This is a genomic window from Parahaliea mediterranea (assembly GCF_003402235.1).
Taxonomy (GTDB): Bacteria; Pseudomonadota; Gammaproteobacteria; order Pseudomonadales; family Halieaceae; genus Parahaliea; species Parahaliea mediterranea.
Genome location: NZ_QEWO01000001.1, coordinates 614,638 through 632,503, shown reverse-complemented (window position 1 = coordinate 632,503; position 17,866 = coordinate 614,638). Strand labels below are relative to the sequence as shown.

General features: G+C 65.0%; 13 protein-coding genes. 6 read left to right on the top strand and 7 right to left on the bottom strand.

From position 1 onward, the window contains the following. Position 1 precedes the first annotated feature (1 nt). Positions 2–502 (bottom strand): DUF1643 domain-containing protein, encoded by a 501-nt coding sequence (locus DDZ17_RS02685; RefSeq protein ID WP_116364391.1) that lies wholly within the window; start codon positions 500–502, stop codon positions 2–4. A gap of 461 nt (positions 503–963) precedes the next feature. Here DDZ17_RS02685 and DDZ17_RS02680 point away from each other — a divergent pair, with 461 nt between their 5' ends. Continuing rightward, complete coding sequence (locus DDZ17_RS02680; RefSeq protein WP_116364940.1) at positions 964–1,710, top strand: hypothetical protein; 747 nt, start codon at positions 964–966, stop codon at positions 1,708–1,710. 117 nt (positions 1,711–1,827) lie between these two features. Here DDZ17_RS02680 and DDZ17_RS02675 read toward each other — a convergent pair whose 3' ends face one another. The 4 genes from DDZ17_RS02675 to DDZ17_RS02660 all read right to left on the bottom strand — a co-directional run bounded on the left by DDZ17_RS02675 (position 1,828) and on the right by DDZ17_RS02660 (position 10,915). Beyond that, positions 1,828–4,356: a TonB-dependent receptor gene (locus tag DDZ17_RS02675; RefSeq protein ID WP_116364939.1), complete on the bottom strand. Its 2,529-nt coding sequence runs from the start codon at positions 4,354–4,356 to the stop codon at positions 1,828–1,830. A gap of 282 nt (positions 4,357–4,638) precedes the next feature. Further along, positions 4,639–7,218, bottom strand: a complete 2,580-nt coding sequence (locus tag DDZ17_RS02670; protein WP_241505760.1) for a TonB-dependent receptor — start codon at positions 7,216–7,218, stop codon at positions 4,639–4,641. Between the two features lie 313 nt (positions 7,219–7,531). Next, complete coding sequence (locus DDZ17_RS02665; protein WP_116364389.1) at positions 7,532–10,051, bottom strand: TonB-dependent receptor; 2,520 nt, start codon at positions 10,049–10,051, stop codon at positions 7,532–7,534. A gap of 237 nt (positions 10,052–10,288) precedes the next feature. Further along, positions 10,289–10,915 (bottom strand): TetR/AcrR family transcriptional regulator, encoded by a 627-nt coding sequence (locus tag DDZ17_RS02660; protein ID WP_116364388.1) that lies wholly within the window; start codon positions 10,913–10,915, stop codon positions 10,289–10,291. 260 nt (positions 10,916–11,175) lie between these two features. Between DDZ17_RS02660 and lipA the strand changes: the two genes are divergently transcribed. Continuing rightward, positions 11,176–12,162 (top strand): lipoyl synthase, encoded by a 987-nt coding sequence (lipA, locus tag DDZ17_RS02655; RefSeq protein ID WP_116364387.1) that lies wholly within the window; start codon positions 11,176–11,178, stop codon positions 12,160–12,162. A 15-nt stretch (positions 12,163–12,177) separates the two neighbouring features. On the opposite strand, the gene DDZ17_RS02650 is transcribed toward lipA, so the two are convergent. Next, complete coding sequence (locus DDZ17_RS02650) at positions 12,178–13,536, bottom strand: hypothetical protein (protein ID WP_116364386.1); 1,359 nt, start codon at positions 13,534–13,536, stop codon at positions 12,178–12,180. 202 nt (positions 13,537–13,738) lie between these two features. Here DDZ17_RS02650 and DDZ17_RS02645 point away from each other — a divergent pair, with 202 nt between their 5' ends. Beyond that, entirely contained in the window at positions 13,739–14,704 is a 966-nt protein-coding gene (locus tag DDZ17_RS02645; RefSeq protein WP_116364385.1) for a 1-aminocyclopropane-1-carboxylate deaminase/D-cysteine desulfhydrase, read from the top strand. Here DDZ17_RS02645 and DDZ17_RS02640 read toward each other — a convergent pair. Beyond that, positions 14,689–15,660: a DUF1853 family protein gene (locus DDZ17_RS02640; RefSeq protein WP_157976403.1), complete on the bottom strand. Its 972-nt coding sequence runs from the start codon at positions 15,658–15,660 to the stop codon at positions 14,689–14,691. The two genes, DDZ17_RS02645 and DDZ17_RS02640, sit on opposite strands and share 16 nt — an antisense overlap. 62 nt (positions 15,661–15,722) lie before the next feature. Here DDZ17_RS02640 and DDZ17_RS02635 point away from each other — a divergent pair, with 62 nt between their 5' ends. The 3 genes from DDZ17_RS02635 (at position 15,723) to DDZ17_RS02625 (ending at position 17,835) form a co-directional block, all read left to right on the top strand. Then, the gene (locus DDZ17_RS02635; RefSeq protein WP_116364383.1) at positions 15,723–16,607 is read left to right on the top strand and encodes an NAD(+) kinase; all 885 of its coding nucleotides are present in this window, start codon (positions 15,723–15,725) and stop codon (positions 16,605–16,607) included. Beyond that, positions 16,607–17,470 carry a rhomboid family intramembrane serine protease gene (locus DDZ17_RS02630; RefSeq protein WP_241505759.1) on the top strand — a complete coding sequence of 288 codons (864 nt, stop codon included), beginning with the start codon at positions 16,607–16,609 and terminating at the stop codon, positions 17,468–17,470. The genes DDZ17_RS02635 and DDZ17_RS02630 overlap by 1 nt, the downstream gene beginning before the upstream one ends. An 83-nt stretch (positions 17,471–17,553) precedes the next feature. Further along, positions 17,554–17,835, top strand: coding sequence for a YeaC family protein (locus tag DDZ17_RS02625; RefSeq protein WP_116364381.1), 282 nt, complete (start codon positions 17,554–17,556; stop codon positions 17,833–17,835). The last annotated feature ends 31 nt before the right edge of the window (positions 17,836–17,866 follow it).

The window sequence follows — 17,866 nt, the reverse complement described above, 5'->3', positions numbered from 1 at the left end:
CTCACCGCCCCCCATCTGCTGGGGTGGAGCGGAACTCAACCAGAGGCTGGTCAGCACGGACGTACAGGGGGTGGCGTGGGGCGCCGGTTTTCGTTGTACCCAGGCACCACAGACGCGCGCCCACCTCGGCGGCGTAGTCCATAAACTGAGCTGCCCGCTCCGGCTCCGCATTGGCACCCCAGGCGCACACCGCCTCGCCATGCTCCTGGAGCAGCCGGTACAGCCAATCGTCGTTATCGGGGCCGATAGGACCGGTGGTCCGCCACAGTTCGGTCGGTTTTGTGGCTCGGTACGCGTAGAGATTCGCTACCACGATTCCCGCGCAATCCCAGCTATCGGCAAAGCCTCGGCACCGCCGAATCGTCGGGTCATCCAGCTCTGCATCTGCAGTCGATGGGTTCAGCATCACGAACAGGGCCGGCCCTGTAGTGGGGTGCTCAATCCGTGCCGGCCGCCTCAGCCAGTAGCGGTACTTGCCGCAATCGCTGATCAGCGCGCTCATACCGCACCCCTCACGCTGCGGCGGGGGAGGGCAAGCGGAGCCGTGGGCAACTTTCCTGGGCAACTTGACGCAGCTGTACGCTCACCCAGCCGCACGGGTGTCGGGTAAGTTATTGATTTATTTGGGACGTGCGGGTGTGTGTGGCACGCAGCGACACCGAAAAACGTGTTCGAGTCCCGTCCGGTCCGCCACATACTAAAAAAACCGCCTTCAGGGCGGTTTTTTTATGCCTGATTTCGGCTCTACCCCTGCCGTTTTTTTGCCGGAAAGTCACTTTGTCTTTCGAATCCCCCGGCAATCTGAACTATCCTCATCACTGCAACTGTTTCTAGCACCCCACTTTCAACATTCCATGTGGACGGTGACCACTCCCGGCGCTGTCTGGATCATTTGATGAGGTTTTTATGAGCAACTCTTGCAGGCAATGGCTCACAGGTTTCGGGTTATCACTGGGCGTGGCAATGGCCAGCGCGCAGGAGCCCGGCCATGATGCCTCCGCCGCGGCCCAGGCCAACAACCCCTTGGCCGACATGAAGGCGCTCAGCTTCCAGAACTATTATCTGGGGGATATCACTGGTACCGATGACGACTGGGGCAACCAGGTATGGGCGCGCTATGCCCAGCCGTTCTCCATCGGCTCCTCCAACTGGCTATTGCGGGCCTCGCTGCCGGTCAATACCTATCCGGTAGGCGGCGATCACGAAACCGGCATTGGCGATGTGACGGCCCTGGCTGCCTACCTGTTTGATACCGGGAACCCGGCGGTCAGCTTTGGCATCGGCCCGCAACTGACTGCGCCCACCGCCACCAAGGACGAGGTGGGCAGCGAGAAGTGGTCGGCGGGATTTGCCAACGTGCTGTTCAACGCCGCCTCCAAAAAATTCCAGTACGGCTACCTGCTGACCTGGCAGCACAGTTTTGCCGGTGACGATGATCGCGCGGATGTAAACCTCGGCGCCTTCCAGACCTTCCTGTTTTACCAACTCGGTGGTGGCACCTACCTGCGTTCCACACCGATTTGGGCCTACAACTTCGAGAACGACGCCTACAGCGTACCGATTGGCCTGGGGGTGGGGCAGGTATGGAAGAAGGGCAACACTGTCTTCAACGCCTATGTGGAGCCCCAGGTGAGCGTTGCTGACGACGGCCCGGGCCAGCCCGAGTGGCAGATCTTCTTCGGCTTTAATATGCAGTTTATGGGGGGGTGAGGCAGCGGCGCTGCGCGTGTAAAAACCCGCCCCAGATAAACCCGCCAAAAAAAAAGGCGACACCGGTAACGGCGTCGCCTTTTTTACGGTCTGCGCCGGTGGCGGCGCAGGGGAGGGTTAGTACTCGTAGGAGACCTCCAGCCCATACGTACGCGGCAGCCCGTACTGCTCCGTAATCAGCCCCAGGGAGCCGAAGTTGATGGAGAAGGTGGGGTAGTCGTCGTCGGTGAGGTTTTTACCCCAGGCGGTGACGCGCAGGCTGCCGTTGCCCAGGGGGATGCTCTCCAGGTTCAGGCGCGCATCGACGATGGTGCGCTCGTCCATGACCTGGTGGTCGTAGATCACCGGTTCGCCGCCAACCACGGCGGTCCACAGGGCCGACTCGTAGAAGGCGTCCTGCCAGTTGGCCTGCACGTAGCCGGTGATGTCACCGAAGCTGGTGCGGGCGAAGACGTAGTCGGCGGTGAAGTTCAGCTGGTTGCTGGGGGCGCCGCGCTTGGCGGCGTTGTCCGCCGGCAGGCAGGTGGCGGGCACGTTGGTGCCGCACACTGCGGGGAACTTCTCGAAGTCACCGTCGATGTAAGAGTAGCTGAGGCCCAGTATCAGGTCTTCGATCGGCGCCACCAAAAACTCCAGTTCGCCGCCCCAGCGGTCGGCTTCGCCGGAGTTGGTGATCACACTGGTGGCAGCGCCGCCGTCGGTTTTGATCTGGCTGACTTGCAGGTCGTCGTACACGTAGGTGTAGAGTGAGCCGTTGATACGCAGGCGGCGATCCCACCAGTCGCTCTTGATACCGACTTCCAACTGCTCGATGGTTTCCTCGTCGTAGGCGTTGTCGAACACCTCGCCGTTGAAGCCGCCGCTGCGGTAGCCGGTGGCGTAACGCACGAAGGTGTTGATGTCTTCGGTGGCCTGGAAGGACACGGTGAAATTGCCGCTGGTGTTGGAGAAGCTTTCTTCCCGACTGACCGCCTGGGCGGGGTTGACGCCGAAGGGGGTCACGTTTTCCTTGTAGTCGTAGTCGATGGACTTCTCTTCCTCGGTGTAGCGGATGCCGGCGGTGAAGGCCAGGCGCTCATCCAGCCAACCTGGGGTCCAGGTGGCCTGGGCGAAACCGGCCCAGGCATCGGTGGCGTTGTCGTAGAACTGGGCGCCAGCGCCGTTCAGGGGGGCGGCGAAGATCGCGTTGCGACGGTACTCGCCCTCGTCTTCGAAGTAGTAGGCACCAAGGACATATTCCACACGGTCGGTGCTGCCCACCATCTGCAGTTCCTGGGAGAACTGGTCGTAGCCAGTGAAGGTGTTCTGTTTGGTGTGGAAGGCGCCGATCGTATCAATGCCGTTCCACAGGCTGCCGGCAATGGCGCCGTTGGGGGTGCCGAACAGGCCGATTTCCGCCCCGTAAATCTGCGCCAGGGTCAGCTGCACCAGGTCGGAGTAGGCGCCGATGCCGTTGGCGTCCTGGCGGCTGTCGATGTCCTCAATGTCGCCAAATACGTTGTTTTCCAGCTCCCGGTAACCGGTGATGGACTTGAAGGTCACATCGCCCAGGGCGCCGAGGTCGCCGGCTTCCCAGGTCAGGGTCAGGTTGTGGCCGTCGATGGTGTTGTCCGAGCGCGGGGTGAAGTCCGCCACGCCGTCGTCGGCGCGGCTCTCGCCGCGATCCAGAGCGTTCTGGTAGGCATTGATCGTCTGTTGCAGGGAGGGTATCCAGCGCCCGGCAATGCGCGGGTCGGCGCCGGGAATGGCGGCCATGCCCTGGGCGGCGGCCAGTGTGCCCTGCAGGGCGGTGAGGCGGCTGACATTGCCGGCGGCGTCCACCGGGGTGAAGCCCACCACCTGCTGCAGCGCACCGGCTTCGTCCAGCTCGCTGTGGTCGTAGATGTAATCCACGTAGAAGTTGTCGGTGATGGTCCAGTTGACGGCAGCGCGCCAGGCCTGGCGGTCGAGTTCGTCGAAGTCGTCACCGCCGGGGCTGTTGTTGTCGTACACGCCATCGCGCAGGCGGGTCTGGTAGCCGATGTTGAAGGCCACTTCGCCCAGGCCCTCGCCCACGGTGCCGAAGGACGGCAGGTCCATGTTCAGCTTGAGCTCGCGGAAGTTGTAGTTGCCCACCTTGGCATTGGCCCGCAGGCCAAACTCGCCAGTGGGCTTTTTGGTGATCACGTTCACCGCGCCGCCAGTGGAGTTGCGCCCGTACAGGGTGCCCTGGGGCCCGCGCAGCACCTCGATGCGCTCGATTTCGGCCACGTCCATGGACGAGCCCACCAGCTTGCCGATATAGACGCCGTCCAGGTACTGGGCCACGGCCGGGTCCAGCGACAGGTTGGCGGGGGAGCCGCCAGACACGCCGCGCATGGACAGGCTGGTGGCGCCGCGGGAGCCGGGGGCCGAGAAGCCGCCGACGCCGGGCAGCTGGCCAATCAGGTCTTCGGTGTTGCGAATGTCGCGGTTGGTAACGGCGGTTTCGCTCAGGGCGCTGATGGAAATGGGGGTGTCCTGGCTGGACTCCTCCCGCTTCTGGGCGGTAACCACCACTTCTTCCAGTGCATTGCCCTGGGCCAGTGCCGGCAGTGCGCCGGGGCTCAGCGCCAGCGCCAGTGCCACGGCCATCGGGCGGGGTGAAAAGGGTTTCGGTGACTGCATGTGAACCTCGCTGTACATCTTATATAAGGCAGTGAGCTGCCTTGGTGTTATCGAGCAAGTAAAACTGAACTCGGAGTAAAAAAATACTCGCCGGGCAACCATACTCCTGCCGTCTCGGGCAGGCTATGGACATTTTCTGGCAGGGGTGCCGGGGTTGGTATTGATTGCTAAACCACGCTCTGCCGGACGCGCACGGCGGCCGGTGGCGCCTCTAGTAAGGGCGCATAAAAAAGGCGGCGCTGTTGCCAGTGCCGCCTGTAAGGGCTGTGTAGCCGGGCCGGGTCAGTAGTCGTAGGCCACTTCCAGGCCGTAGGTGCGGGGCGGGCCGTACTGCTCGGTGATCAGGCCCAGGCTGCCGAAGTTGATGGCGAAGGTGGGGTAGTCATCGTCCAGCAGGTTTTTGCCCCAGGCTGTGACGCGCAGCACACCGTCGCCCATGGGGATGTTCTCCAGGCTCAGGCGCGCGTCCACCAGGGTGCGAGCGTCCATGCCCTGGCGGTCGTAGATCACCGGCTCGCCGCTGATTACCGCGGACCACAGGGAGTTTTCCGGCCAGTCGTCCTGGTAGTTGGCCTGCAGGTAGCCGCGCACATCGCCGATGTGGGTGCGGGCGAAGACGTAGTCCAGCGAGGCGGTCAGCTGCGTGCCCGGCGAAGCTCGGGAGGCCTCGTTGCTGCCGTCGATGCAGGTAATGGGCACGTTGGTGCCGCACACGTCCGGGTATTCTTCAAAGTCGCCGTGCACATAGGAGTAGCCCAGGCTGACGATCAGGTCCTCCAGCGGGGCCGCGGCCAGTTCCAACTCGCCCCCCCAGCGCTCGGCGGAGCCGGCATTGGTGATCTGGGTGGTGGCGGCGCCGCCGTCGGTTTTCACCTGGCTGACCTGCAGGTCGTCGTAGGTGTAGGTGTACACCGCGGCGTTGATGCGCAGGCGGTTGTCCCACCAGTCGCTTTTCAGGCCCAGTTCGAACTGCTCAATGCTCTCTTCCTCGTAGGGGTTGTCGAAGATCTCCCCGTTGAAGCCGCCGCTGCGATAGCCGGTGGAGTAGCGGAAGTAGGTGTTGAGGTCCTCGGTGGCCTGCAAGGCCACCGTGAAGTTGCCGCTGACGTTGCTGAAGTCATTGGCGCGGCTGACGGCGCGGGCCGGGGTGATCCCAAAGGGCGACACCACTTCCGCGTAGTCGTAGTCGATGGTTTTGTCCTCTTCGGTGTAGCGCAGGCCGGCGGTGAAGGACAGGCGCTCGTCCATCCAGCCCGGCGTCCAGGTGGCCTGGGAAAAGGCCGCCCAGGCCTCGGTGGCGTTGTCGTAGTTCTGGGCGGCGGCATCGCCGTTCAGGGGCGCGGCGAAGGTTGCGTTGCGGCGGTATTCGCCCTCGTCCTCGAAGTAGTAAAGGCCCAGCACGTATTCCACCCGGTCGGTGCTGCCCACCATCTGCAGCTCCTGAGACCACTGCTCGTAGGCGGTGGTGGTGTTCTGCTTGGTGTGGAAGGCCCCCACGCTGTCGATGGCGTTCCACATGTTGTCCAGCACCGGGTAGGCAAAGCCGGAGGAGGGCCCGTAGAGCTGGGCCAGGGTCAGGTGCACCAGATCGGAATAGGCGCCGATGCCGTTGGCGTCCTGGCGCGAGTCGATGTCTTCCAGGTCACCGAACACGGAGGTTTCCAGGTCGCGCATGGCGCTGATGGAGCGGAAGGTCACGTCCCCGAGAAAGCCCAGTTCGCCGGCTTCCCAGGTCAGGGTAAGGGCGTGGCCGTCCACGTCGTTCACCGATCGGGGGGTAAAGTCGGCCATGCCCTCGTCGGCGCGGCCTTCGCCCCGCGCGGCGGCCTGCTGGTAAACGTCTATCGTCTCCTGCAGGGAGGGAATCCAGCGCTCGCTGATGCGCGGGTCGGTGCCCGGAATCTGGGCCCAGCCGCGGGCCGCGGCCAGGGTGCCCTGCAGGGCCTGGATGCGGCTGACGTTGCCGGCCGGGTCCACGGCGGTAAAGCCCACGGTTTGCTGCAGGGCGCCGACTTCATCGAGCTTGCTGTTGTCGTAGGCGTAGTCCACATAGAAGCTGTCGGTGAGCGACCAGCGGGCGGCAAAGCGCCAGGCCTGGCGGTCCATCTCGTCGAAGTCATCGCCGCCCGGGCTGTTGTTGTCGTACAGGCCGTCGCGCAGGCGTGTCTGGTAACCGAAGTTGACCGCCAACTCGCCAAGGCCCTCGCCCGCGGTGCCGATGGCCGGCAGGTCGAGGTTGCCCTTGAACTGGCGGTAGTTGTAGTTGCCCACCCCGGCCTTGGCGCGCAGGCCGAATTCGCCGCTGGGCTTTTTGGTGATGAAGTTCACCGCGCCGCCAGTGGAGTTGCGCCCGTACAGGGTGCCCTGGGGGCCGCGCAGTACCTCGATGCGCTCAATCTCCGCCACGTCCATGGCCGAACCCACCTGCTTGCCCACGTAAACGCCGTCCAGGTACAGCGCCACCGCCGGGTCCAGCGACAGGTTGGCCGGCGCGCCACCAGACACACCGCGCATGTTGATGGCGGTTGCGGCCCGGGAGCCGGGGGAGTCGTAGCCGGATACGCCGGGTATCTGGCCGATCAGGTCTTCGCTGTTGTTGATCCCGCGATTCTCGATGTTGGACTCGCTCAAGGCGGTGATGGAGATGGGGGTGTCCTGGCTGGACTCTTCCCGCTTCTGGGCGGTGACCACCACTTCCTCCAGGGCGCCGCCCTGGGCCAGCACGGGCAAGGCGCAGGGGCTGATGGCCAGGCCGAGCGCCAAGGCCATTGGCCGGGGCGCCAGGGCGCGGGCTGGGCGTGCCTGGGAGGAGCGCGTTCCGGTGACCGGTGCACTGGGGGAAAGGGGTTTGGATAATGGCATGTGAACCTCGCTGACCATCTTATCGGAGGCCGACAGGCCCCGGTGTTATTGAGCAGGTAAAACGGCGCGCAGCGTCAGAAACGCGGCGCCGGGCCACCTTACTCCGGGCTCTGGCGGCAGGCTACGGGCGGGCGCCCGAAAGGCGGTGTGGCTGGTTTTGATTGTCAGACTGTGGGCGATGAATTGCCCGCCGAGCGCCGGAACAGACGCTGGTAAGGGGGGCGAGTGCCGGGTGGGTGGGGCCGCTGCGGCGCAAAAAAAAGAGCGACACCATTGCCGGTGCCGCCCCGAACATGGACCGGGTGGTGCCCGATCAGTAGTCGTAGGTGACTTCCAGGCCGTAGGTGCGCGGCGCGCCGTACTGCTCGGCGATCAGCCCCAGGGTGCCGAAGTTGACGGCGAAGTTGGGGTAGTCGTCGTCGGTCAGGTTACGACCCCACAGGCTGACGCGCAGGTAGCCGTCACCCACCTGGATGTCTTCCAGGTTCAGGCGGGCGTTGACGATGGTGCGCTCGTCCATGCCCTGGTGGTCGTAAACCACCGGCTCGCCGCCCACCACGGCGCTCCACAGGGCGGTTTCCACCCAGTCGCTCTGCCAGTTGGCCTGCACATAGCCGGTCAGGTTGCCGACGGGAGTGCGGGCAAACAGGTAGTCGGCAGACACGCTGACCTGGTGGTCGGGCGAGGCGCCGCGCTTGGCCATGCCGGAGGTGTCGATGCAGGTGGTGGGCACGTTGGTGCCGCACACTTCGGGGAACTTCTCGAAGTCGCCGTCCACGTAGGAGTAGCTCAGGCCCAGCACCAGGTCGTCCAGCGGAGACACCATCATTTCCAGCTCGCCACCCCAGCGGTCGGCTTCGCCGGCGTTGGTGATCATGCTGGTGGCGGCGCCGGTGTCGGTGCGAATCTGGCTGACCTGCAGGTCCTCGTAGGTGTAGGTGTACAGGGAGCCGTTGATGCGCAGACGCTGGTTCCACAGGTCGCTCTTGAAGCCGACCTCGTACTGCTCGATGGTTTCCTCGTCGTAGGCGTTGTTGAACACCTCGCCGTTGAAACCGCCGCTGCGATAGCCGGTGGCGTAGCGGAAGAAGCCGTTGACCTGGTCGGTGAACTGGTAGGCCAGGGTGAAGTTGCCGCTCACGTTGCTGAAGCTCTCGTCGCGGCTGGCGATTTGCGCCGGCACCGGGCCGAAGGGCGTTTCGTAGGCGCTGTAGTTGTAGTCGATTTCCTTCTCTTCCTCGGTGTAGCGCAGGCCGAAGGTCAGGGCGATGCGGTCGTCAAACCAGCCGGGGGTCCAGGTGGCCTGGGAGAAGGCGGCCCAGGCTTCGGTGGCGTTGTCGTAGTACTGGCTGCCGGCGCCATTCAGGGGGGCGGCGAAGATGGCGTTGCGGCGGTACTTGCCCTCGTCCTCGAAGTAATAAAGGCCCAGGGCGTAGTCCACCCGGTCGGTGCTGCCCACCATTTGCAGTTCTTCGGAGAACTGCTCGTAGCCGGTGTAGGTGTCCTGCTTGGTGTGGAAGGCGCCGATGTCGTCGATGCCGTTCCACAGGTTGTCCACCTGGCCGAAGGCGTAGCCGCCGGAGGCGCCGTAGAGCTGGCCCAGGGTCAGGTGCACCAGGTCGGAATAGGCGCCCACACCGTTGCCGTCCAGGCGCGAGTCGATGTCTTCCAGGTCGCCAAAGACCGAGGTTTCCACTTCCCGGTAGGCGGTGATGGACTTAAAGGTCACATCGCCGAAGATGCCGAGCTCACCCGCTTCCCAGGTGGCGGTGAGGGAGTGGCCGTCCACATCGTTCTGTGATGCCGGGGCAAAGTCCGCCAGGCCGTCGTCGGCGCGGCCTTCGCCACGGTCCAGGGCATTCTGGTAGGCGTTGATGCTCTGCTGCAGGGAGGGAATCCAGCGCTCGGCAATGCGGCTGTCGGCGCCGGGGTTGGCGGCCCAGCCCCGGGCGGCCTGCAGCAGGCCCTGCATGGCATCCAGGCGGCTGACATTGCCGCCGGCGTCCACCGGCGTGTAGCCCACCACCTGTTGCAGCGCGCCGATTTCGTCCAGCTCGCTGTGGTCGTAGATGTAATCCACATACACCCGGTCGGTGATGTTCCAGCTGGCAGCAAAGCGCCAGGCCTGGCGGTCCAGGTCGTCGAAGTCATCGCCGCCGGGGCTGTCGTTCTCGTAGAAGCCATCGCGCAGGCGGGTCTGGTAGCCCAGGTTCACGGCAAATTCGCCAAGGCCTTCGCCCACGGTGCCAAAGGCCGGCAGGTCAATGTTGGTTTTGAATTCGCGGAAGTTGTAGTTGCCGGCCTTGGCGCTGGCGCGCACGCCGAATTCGCCGGTGGGCTTTTTGGTAATGAAGTTCACCGCGCCGGCGGTGGAGTTGCGGCCGTACAGCGTGCCCTGGGGCCCGCGCAGCACTTCAATGCGCTCTATCTCGGCCACGTCCATGGCCGAACCCACCAGCTTGCCCACGTACACGCCGTCCATGTACATGGCCACGGACGGGTCCAGCGACAGGTTGGCCGGGTTGCCGGCAGACACGCCGCGCATGGCCAGGCTGGAGGCGCCGCGAGAGCCCGGGGCGGTGTAGCCGGACAGGCCGGGCAATTCGCCGATCAGGTCTTCGGAGTTGGCGATGCCGCGGTTCTCAACAGCCGTTTCGCTGAGGGCGGTGATGGAAATGGGGGTGTCCTGGCTGGACTCTTCGCGTTTTTGCGCGGTAACCACGACTTCTTCCAGTGCCGCCCCCTGGGCCAGGGCGGGCAGGGCGACCGGAGCGCTGAGCAGGGAGATCGCCAGCGCCAGCGGCGCGTGGCGGTGAGTGGTAGCGTGTTGCATGTAGGCCTCGCTTGGTTCGATGTGCAGACGGGACGCGTGTGCGTAGCCGGATGGTTGCGGGTAGTAAAAGTTTATATTGGGTACAAAAAAATGACCGCGGGCAAAGATACGCCTGAGTCCGCGCCTGGGCCATTCACAAAATCAGGCAGTGGCCAAATTTCGGTATGAAATAATAAACCCGGCAATGGGGGGCGCTGGTCGCGCCGGGTGGGTTAAGTGCGTAGGTTCAGAAAGCGCTCAGGAAGGCCTCAGCGCAGAAGCGAGGAAGCCGGCGGCGGCGGTCAGTTCGGTTTTCAGCGGATAGCGGGGGTTGATCAGCCACATCATCAACTGGTGCACGTAGATGCCGGTGAGGTACTCGGCCAGCTGTTCCGGGCTGCGGTCGGTGCGGATTTCGCCGCGCAGAATGCCGGCATCGATCAGCGCCAGCAGGGCGCCGCGGGTGGCCGGAAAGCGGCGCGGGTCCGCGGCGGTGGCCTGTCTTTCCTCGCCCTGGTACACCTGCAGGGACTGCAGCAGCAGCGAGCGGGTGAGCTGGGGGGTGATGTCGATCATCGACGCCACATAGTTGAAGAAGTTCTGCAGGCGCTCGTCGGTGGACACCGCGCCCTTGCCCGTGGCCTCAATGGCGGTGGCAAAGCGCTCGTCCACCGCCGGCAGCAGGGCCTGCAGTAGGCTCAGTTTGCTGGGGAAGTAATTGAACAGGGTCGGCTTGGAGATGTCGGCGCGCTCGGCGATGGTCTCCACCGTGGTGGACTCAAAGCCGCGCCGGGTGAATTCCTCCTGGGCCACGCGCAGGATGCGGGCGCGGGTCTCGCGTTTCTTGCGTTCGCGTCGGCCTTCGGTGGCGGGGGCATCCGGCATGCTTAACCTTAATCAAAATTTTTACCTGCCGGCTATTAAGCCCCATATCGGCGCGACTGCCAAGCGGTGGGGCAGCCCGCGGGAGGCTCCGCCCCGATCGGGCAGGGGGAATAATCCCGCGCCCCCTCAACCCCGGCGGCGGCTTCCGTTATACTCGGCCCTTCGAGCCGCTCTCTCAATTCTCTCAATCCGGCCCTGTAATCGAGCCCTGTCTGGCGCAGGGATCGGGGCCACAGCGCAGCGCTAGTGCAGGACAGTCAATGGCAGACAGCAATCTCATTCCCACCGTGCAGGTTTACAGCGGACAGAAGTTCGTCAACGACCGTGGCATTACCGCCATCAAGGACGGTATCAAGTCCAGCAGCGGCCAGGGAGCACGCCTGGCCAAGCCCGACTGGCTGCGCATTCGCGCCCGTGGCGGCCCCACCTTCGAGAAGGTAAAGGGCATTGTGCACGAGCACCGTCTGGCCACCGTCTGCGAAGAGGCCAAGTGCCCCAATATGAGTGAGTGCTGGAGCGCCGGCACCGCCACCATCATGCTGATGGGGGATGTCTGCACCCGGGCCTGCCGGTTCTGCTCGGTGAATACCGGCAACCCCAAAGGCTGGCTGGACAGTGAGGAGCCGGACAACACCGCCCGCTCGGTGTCGCTGATGGGCCTGAAATACGTAGTGCTGACCTCGGTGAACCGCGACGACCTGCCGGACGGCGGCGCCGGCCACTACGCCGCCTGCGTGCGCCGGGTTAAAGAGGACAACCCGGACACCGCGGTGGAGGCCCTGACCCCGGATTTTCTGGGTGTTTTGAAAGACGTGGAAACCGTGGTCGATTCCGGCATTGAAGTATTTGCCCAGAACGTGGAGACGGTGCGGCGCCTGACCCACCCGGTGCGCGACCCGCGGGCCTCCTACGAGCAGACCCTGGCCGTGCTGGCCCACGCCAAGGCCCACCGCCCGGACGTGCTCACCAAAACCAGCCTGATGCTGGGCCTTGGCGAAACCGACCAGGAAATCCGCGAGGCCATGGACGACCTGCGCGCAGCCAGGGTGGACATTCTCACCTTTGGCCAGTACCTGCAGCCGACCGTCAACCACCTGCCCATCCAGCGCTATGTCACCCCGGATGAGTTCGAGCAGTACCGCCACTGGGGCCTGGAAAAAGGCTTTCTGGAGGTGGTGTCCGGTGTGTTTGTACGCTCCAGCTACCGCGCCGAACAGGTACTGCAAAAGAATAACGTGGGGCTGTAACCAGCCCCGGCGTCGCTAGCGCCCGAAGCGCTGCTGCAGGTGGCGCCGCCGCGCGGCCAGTTGTGCTTCCCTGTCCTTGAGCTGGCCGGTGGCAAAACCGGGAATGGCGCTGGCCAGATCCTCCATGGCAACCACCTGGGCGCTGGGCCACTGGGCCTTGGGAATATCGCCATTCACCCCGTCAAAGCGCAGCAGCATGGCGCCCCGGCCAAGGCCCACTGGGTCCAGCCAGTTCTGGTAGCCGGGGTCCTGCGCACTCAGCACATAATAGTAGGCGCCATCCGGCGCTTGCAGCGACTGCTCGCGGTTGAAGCTGGAGGTGCGATTGCCGTATTCCAGCGAGGCAAACCACGGGTCGGTGAGCTGCACAGCCTGGTAGACGGCAGTGGTTTGCGGAATGCGCAGCACCACCGCCTGGCCCGGCGCCAGCTGGAAGTGGCCGCTGCTCATCCAGCGCCCGGGCACGCCGCCCAGGGTTGAGGTATCCAGCAGCGGCGACAGGGTGTTGGCCGGCCGGGCGTTCACATAGCGCTGCTCGACAAAACGCGGCCAGGTGACCGCTGCGGTATAGAGTTCGTCCCCCGCCTGGCGGATGTCGGCCGCCAGTTGCTTGCTTGCGGGCTGGGGCAGGGGGCGGCCCTCGTAACCAATGCGGTCAATGTGGGCGGCGCCGGGGCGCTGTGCCTGCCAGTCGCCGTAAATAAAGCGCACAAACAATTCACTGGCATCCTCGGGCAGCAGCAGATCCGGCTTATCCGCCGGGCGCGATGACACCCGCAGGGAGAAGCTGCCATCGTCGGCAAAGGCAATGTCGTCGTGGCTGATAAAACCGGCGCTGCGGCCGTTGCCCGCCCAGGGCTTGCCGGCGTACACCTGAATCTCCACCCGGGTGGCATCCCCGCGCTGGCCCCACACCCGGTAGGCGCCAGTGCCATCGATTGGGGCGAACAGGTACTTCTGGTCCGGGTTATCGCCGCCCTCGCGGCTGAACAGATCCAGCGAGCGGAAGTAGGGGAAGTCCCGATCCTGCAGGATGTCCTGCTCGATGCTCTTGCGCACACTGCGAAACAGGTGGCTGTAGGCGCCGGCGCGCTCCACATCGCTGCCGTAGAAGGGGTGGGCGCGCAGGGCCTGCTCCGCGCCCTGCAGCTGCTCAAGGTAGTGGCTGAAGGCCGCGCCGAGTGCGTCCTGGCTACTGCCGGCATCGGCGGCCTCGCTGGCGACGGCCGGGCCTGTGGCCAGCAGGGCGAGGGCGATGGCGCGGGCCTGGGCCCGGGAAAAGAGAGTGCGAAAGAGGGTGTGAAAGAGGGTGTGAAAGAGGGTGCGCAGGAGCGGGCAAACCCGTGCCGGCGGAGAGAACGAGAGGAAATACACGGTAATGGGCTCCGTTTGTGCTGTTATCGGCTCAGCCCCCAGTGTGGTGAGTCGCCGCCGATGGTGAAAGCCCGCGGCGGCCAGTCACTTGTACCAGGCGCCGGTTTAGGGTGGATTGACAGTGCCAACCGGCAGGCGCAATGAGCGGGTGCTCAACCAACAGCCACTTGCACAATGGCTGCCCCCCGGGTATTGAAGTGCCATGTCTTCCGCCACCTTACTTGACCCCCAAAGTCCAGCGCTCTGGCAAACCCTGGCCCTGCCCCTGCCGGATGGGGGCGCGTTGCCCCTGCAAGTGCTGCGGCTGGATCGCTGCGACAGCCTGGCGCCTGGCAACAAGCTGTTCAAGCTGGCCGGCCTGCTGCCTGAGGTGAGTGGGCCGGCGCGGGTGCTCAGTTTTGGCGGCCCCTGGTCCAATCACCTGCACGCGCTGGCGGCGCTGGGGCGAGAGCGGGGCTGGCAGACGGTGGGGCTGGTGCGCGGCGAAGCCCTGGATACGCCCACCCTGCGCGAGGCTGCCGACTGGGGCATGGCGCTGCATCCGTTGTGCCGCGCGGACTATCGCCAGCGCCACAGCGACGCATTCCAACTGGCCTGCCAAAAGCGTTACCGGGCGGACCGGGTGATTCCCGAAGGTGGCGACTGCCCCGCGGGCGCCCGGGGTTGCATGGCGATTGGCGCGGCTATTGGTGCGCGCTTTGGTGATGGTGATGGCGGCTTCGATGGCGGCGGCGAGGGCGCAGTGGTCGCCCTGGCTACCGGCACCGGCACCACCCTGGCCGGCATTGTGGCTGGCCTGGACCGGCGCTTTGAGGTGCTGGGCATTTCCGCCCTGAAGGGCGCGTGGGATACCGAGCAGCGTATTCTCGCCAACCTGGCGGCCCTGGGTAGCGCGGGCGATACGCAGGCGGCGCGTTGGCGGCTGTACCATGAATTTCACTGCGGCGGTTTTGCCCGCGCCAATGCCGAGTTGCGCAAGTTGCTGGCTTGGGCCGATGGCCAGAACTTGCCGCTGGAGCCGGTTTACACTGCCAAGGCGCTATTGGCCCTGCAAACCCTGGCCGATCGCGGCGAGCTCAGCCCCGGCAAGCCCCTGGTGCTGGTACACACCGGTGGCCTGCAGGGGCGGCGCGGGTTTGACTGGCTCGCGCATCAGCCGGGCCAGTGATCGGCGCACACAAAAAAACGCTGTGATTCCTTGCCCGCTGCATCCAGGGCGGCCACCAGTTGCGCGCTGCCGCGCCCGGCAAAGTGTGCCTGCAGCTGCTGGCGCAGTGCCGTTGCTGTTAGCGCCGGGTGATCGGCGTCATCCCCCAGTGCCGGCGCCAGCCAGTCAAGGCGCGCCAGGGTGCGATAGCGTTTGCCGTCACTGTTTTTAACGCCGTCGCCAGCCATCAAGGCGTTCAACTCGCGCAGGTGACACCAGCGCTGCAGGCGCCGGGCCGGGTTAACGCCGTAAGGCCCCCGGGGGGCGGGCTGCTGCCAGTGGTGAAACAGATAGCCTTTGAGTTCGATCTCCGTCAGTGGCGAGTCGATACCGCGTTGCGCCAGTTGCGCCTGGCCGGCGTCGATTTGAGACAGCGCGCTCTGGTGATGCAGCAGCCGCGCCAGCTTGCGGTCGAGGCGGTCGCGGCTGTTGGGCCCCAGCCAGTGTCGCCACTCGCCGGCACTGCCGCCATGGTGCAGGTAGAACTTGACCGCCAGCTCCAGATGCACCGGCCGCTGGCGGCGGTGGCAGTAGTACAGGCAGTCGAATTCACCGAGGGTGCGGCCACCTTTGCGTACCGGCAGGTTGTGGGCCAGCAGGTCCACCGCGCTGTCGCGGGTCAGGAAAAAATGCCAAAGGGCCTCAAAATACAGGCCCAGGCGTTGTGTGGGGCGCCGGCCCAGGTGATCCAGCAGGGGCCCGGGCTGCCGGTCCAGTTGTTCCAGCCAGTGCTGCCGCTCGGGGGTGAGTGCAAAAACCGCGTTGTTTTTGCCACCTGCCGGGCCTGATGTTGCTGCCTGCGCAGCCACTTGCACCGTCAACACCAGTGGCGGTGAAAAACAGGCCCAGGCCAGGTCGCGCACCCGGGGGTGGCGCAGGTTGTTCAATGGCAGGGCAGGGGTGTCGGACTGTGGCATGCATGCGCCCCGGTGAATCTCGTGTTTATAATACCAGTCCATTCGGGGCGGAACGCGAATCCATGCAGCCATCCTTCAAGAAAATCGGTATCGTCGGTCGCAGCCAGCACGAGGGCGTGCAGTCTGTGCTCGAGGAGCTGCTGGCCCTGCTGCTGGAGCGCGATCTGGAGGTGGTGCTGGAAGAGCGCCTGGGCGAACTCCTGGGCGCCGGTCGTTTCCAGCAGGGCAGTGTGGACGAGATCGGCGAGGATTCCGACCTGGTGATTGTGGTGGGGGGCGATGGCAGCCTGCTCAGCGCCGCCCGCACCCTGGCGCGCTACGAAACGCCGGTGCTGGGCGTGAACCGCGGGCGCCTTGGCTTTCTGACCGACATCAGCCCCGACGAACTCAAGCAGCAGGTGCCCGCAGTGCTGGATGGCAAGTTCGAGCGCGAACGCCGCTTTCTGCTGGATGCCCGGGTTACCCGCGATGGCAAGACGGTGGGCCGGGCGGATGCCCTGAACGACGTGGTGGTGAACTCCGGCACCTCGGCGCAGATGATCGAGTTCGAGCTGTCCATCAACGACACCTTTGTGTATCGCCAGCGCGCCGACGGCCTGATCGTATCGACCCCCACCGGCTCCACCGCCTATTCCCTGTCGGGCGGCGGGCCCATCATGCACCCCACCCTGGATGCGGTGGTACTGGTGCCCATGTTCCCCCACGCCCTGTCCAGCCGCCCCATTGTGGTGGACGGCAACAGCGAGATCAGCATTCACATCCTGGGGCGCAACCGCATTCACCCACCGGTCACCTGCGACGGGCAGGTGAATATGACCGCCCGCCCGGGCGACTGTGTGGTGATTAGTAAAAAGCCCCACCGCCTGACCCTGTTGCACCCCATCGGCCACAGTTTTTACGCCAGCTGCAGAGACAAACTGCGCTGGAGCTACGCCCTGGTGAATTGATGCCAAGCATGCGTGATGGTTATCCGGCCCTGAGTGTGGGCCTGGACGAGGATTTGCTGCCCCTCAGCGTGGCCCTGCGCCAGCGCGGCGTGGGTCACCGCATTTACGAAGAGCAGGGCCGGCAGGTGTTGAAGGTGCTGGACGACGCCCATGTGGCGCCGGTGGCGGAGCTGTACCGCGCCTGGCGCGCCGGCGAAGTGGACATTACCCTGCAGCGCAACAGCAGTGCCCCCGCCGCCCGCGCCGGTGGGCTGGACCTGCGGGGCGTGCCGGTCACGCTGGCGTTGCTGGCCCTCAGCGCGGCGGGTTTTTTGCTGGTGTACTTCAATGCGCCGCTGGCCTGGCTGTCGCTGCTGACCTTTACGCCCTTTGAGGTGAGCCACGGCCAGGTCAGCTTCGAGCCCATGGGGCAGCAGTACTGGCGGCTGCTGACCCCTGCCTTTCTGCATTTCGGCTGGCTGCATATCGTGTTCAACAGCCTGTGGCTGTGGGAATTGGGCGGGCGCATCGAGCGCGCCATGGGCAGTGTGAACATGGCCGGCCTGTTTCTGGTGATTGCGCTGGTGTCCAACAGTGCCCAGTACCTGTTCGGCGGGTCGGGCATTTTCGGCGGCATGTCCGGCGTGGTCTACGGCCTGCTGGGCTTTGGCTGGGTGGCCGGGGCCCTGCAGCCGCGCTGGGGTATCCAGCCGCGGCCGGCCATCATGCTGTTCATGGTGGGCTGGCTGGTGATCTGTGTGCTCGGTGTGGTGGAGGTGCTGGGCTTTGGCGCCATCGCCAATGCCGCCCACGTCGGCGGCCTGCTCAGCGGCGCCGCGCTGGGCGCCCTGTTTGGCGGATTGTCCCGCGTTTCCAAAGCCTGAGCCGGGGGCGTTATAATCGCGCCCCGCGCAACCCGCGCTCGACAAGCCCATTCCCCCGACATCTCATCCACAGACCTGCCGCCATGGATTACCAGCAACTCATCGAAAGCCTGACCCCCGAGGTCTACGACAAACTCCGCATCGCCGTGGAAATCGGCAAATGGCCCGATGGCCGCCGCGTGAGCCCCGAACAGCGCCAGGAATGCCTGCAGGCTCTGATTGCCTGGGGCGCGCTGAACCTGCCTGAAGAACAGCGGATAGGCTACATCGACCGCGGCCACAAGGCCGGCGAGGTCTGTGACGATCCGCAGCCCGACTCTCCTGGCAACGCCACGGATGAAGTGCCGCTGAACTGGCGCAATTGAACAACCGGCAAAAGGAGACCCCTTGGCCCAG

Excerpts from the sequence above, each read along its gene's own strand:
- lipA (WP_116364387.1), top strand. The coding sequence starts at position 11,176 with ATGGCAGACAGCAATCTCATTCCCACCGTGCAGGTTTACAGCGGACAG.
- DDZ17_RS02680 (WP_116364940.1), top strand. The coding sequence starts at position 964 with ATGGCCAGCGCGCAGGAGCCCGGCCATGATGCCTCCGCCGCGGCCCAG.
- DDZ17_RS02640 (WP_157976403.1), bottom strand. The coding sequence starts at position 15,660 with ATGCCACAGTCCGACACCCCTGCCCTGCCATTGAACAACCTGCGCCAC.
- DDZ17_RS02675 (WP_116364939.1), bottom strand. The coding sequence starts at position 4,356 with ATGCAGTCACCGAAACCCTTTTCACCCCGCCCGATGGCCGTGGCACTG.
- DDZ17_RS02660 (WP_116364388.1), bottom strand. The coding sequence starts at position 10,915 with ATGCCGGATGCCCCCGCCACCGAAGGCCGACGCGAACGCAAGAAACGC.
- DDZ17_RS02635 (WP_116364383.1), top strand. The coding sequence starts at position 15,723 with ATGCAGCCATCCTTCAAGAAAATCGGTATCGTCGGTCGCAGCCAGCAC.
- DDZ17_RS02685 (WP_116364391.1), bottom strand. The coding sequence starts at position 502 with ATGAGCGCGCTGATCAGCGATTGCGGCAAGTACCGCTACTGGCTGAGG.
- DDZ17_RS02665 (WP_116364389.1), bottom strand. The coding sequence starts at position 10,051 with ATGCAACACGCTACCACTCACCGCCACGCGCCGCTGGCGCTGGCGATC.
- DDZ17_RS02630 (WP_241505759.1), top strand. The coding sequence starts at position 16,607 with ATGCCAAGCATGCGTGATGGTTATCCGGCCCTGAGTGTGGGCCTGGAC.
- DDZ17_RS02645 (WP_116364385.1), top strand. The coding sequence starts at position 13,739 with ATGTCTTCCGCCACCTTACTTGACCCCCAAAGTCCAGCGCTCTGGCAA.
- DDZ17_RS02625 (WP_116364381.1), top strand. The coding sequence starts at position 17,554 with ATGGATTACCAGCAACTCATCGAAAGCCTGACCCCCGAGGTCTACGAC.
- DDZ17_RS02670 (WP_241505760.1), bottom strand. The coding sequence starts at position 7,218 with ATGCCATTATCCAAACCCCTTTCCCCCAGTGCACCGGTCACCGGAACG.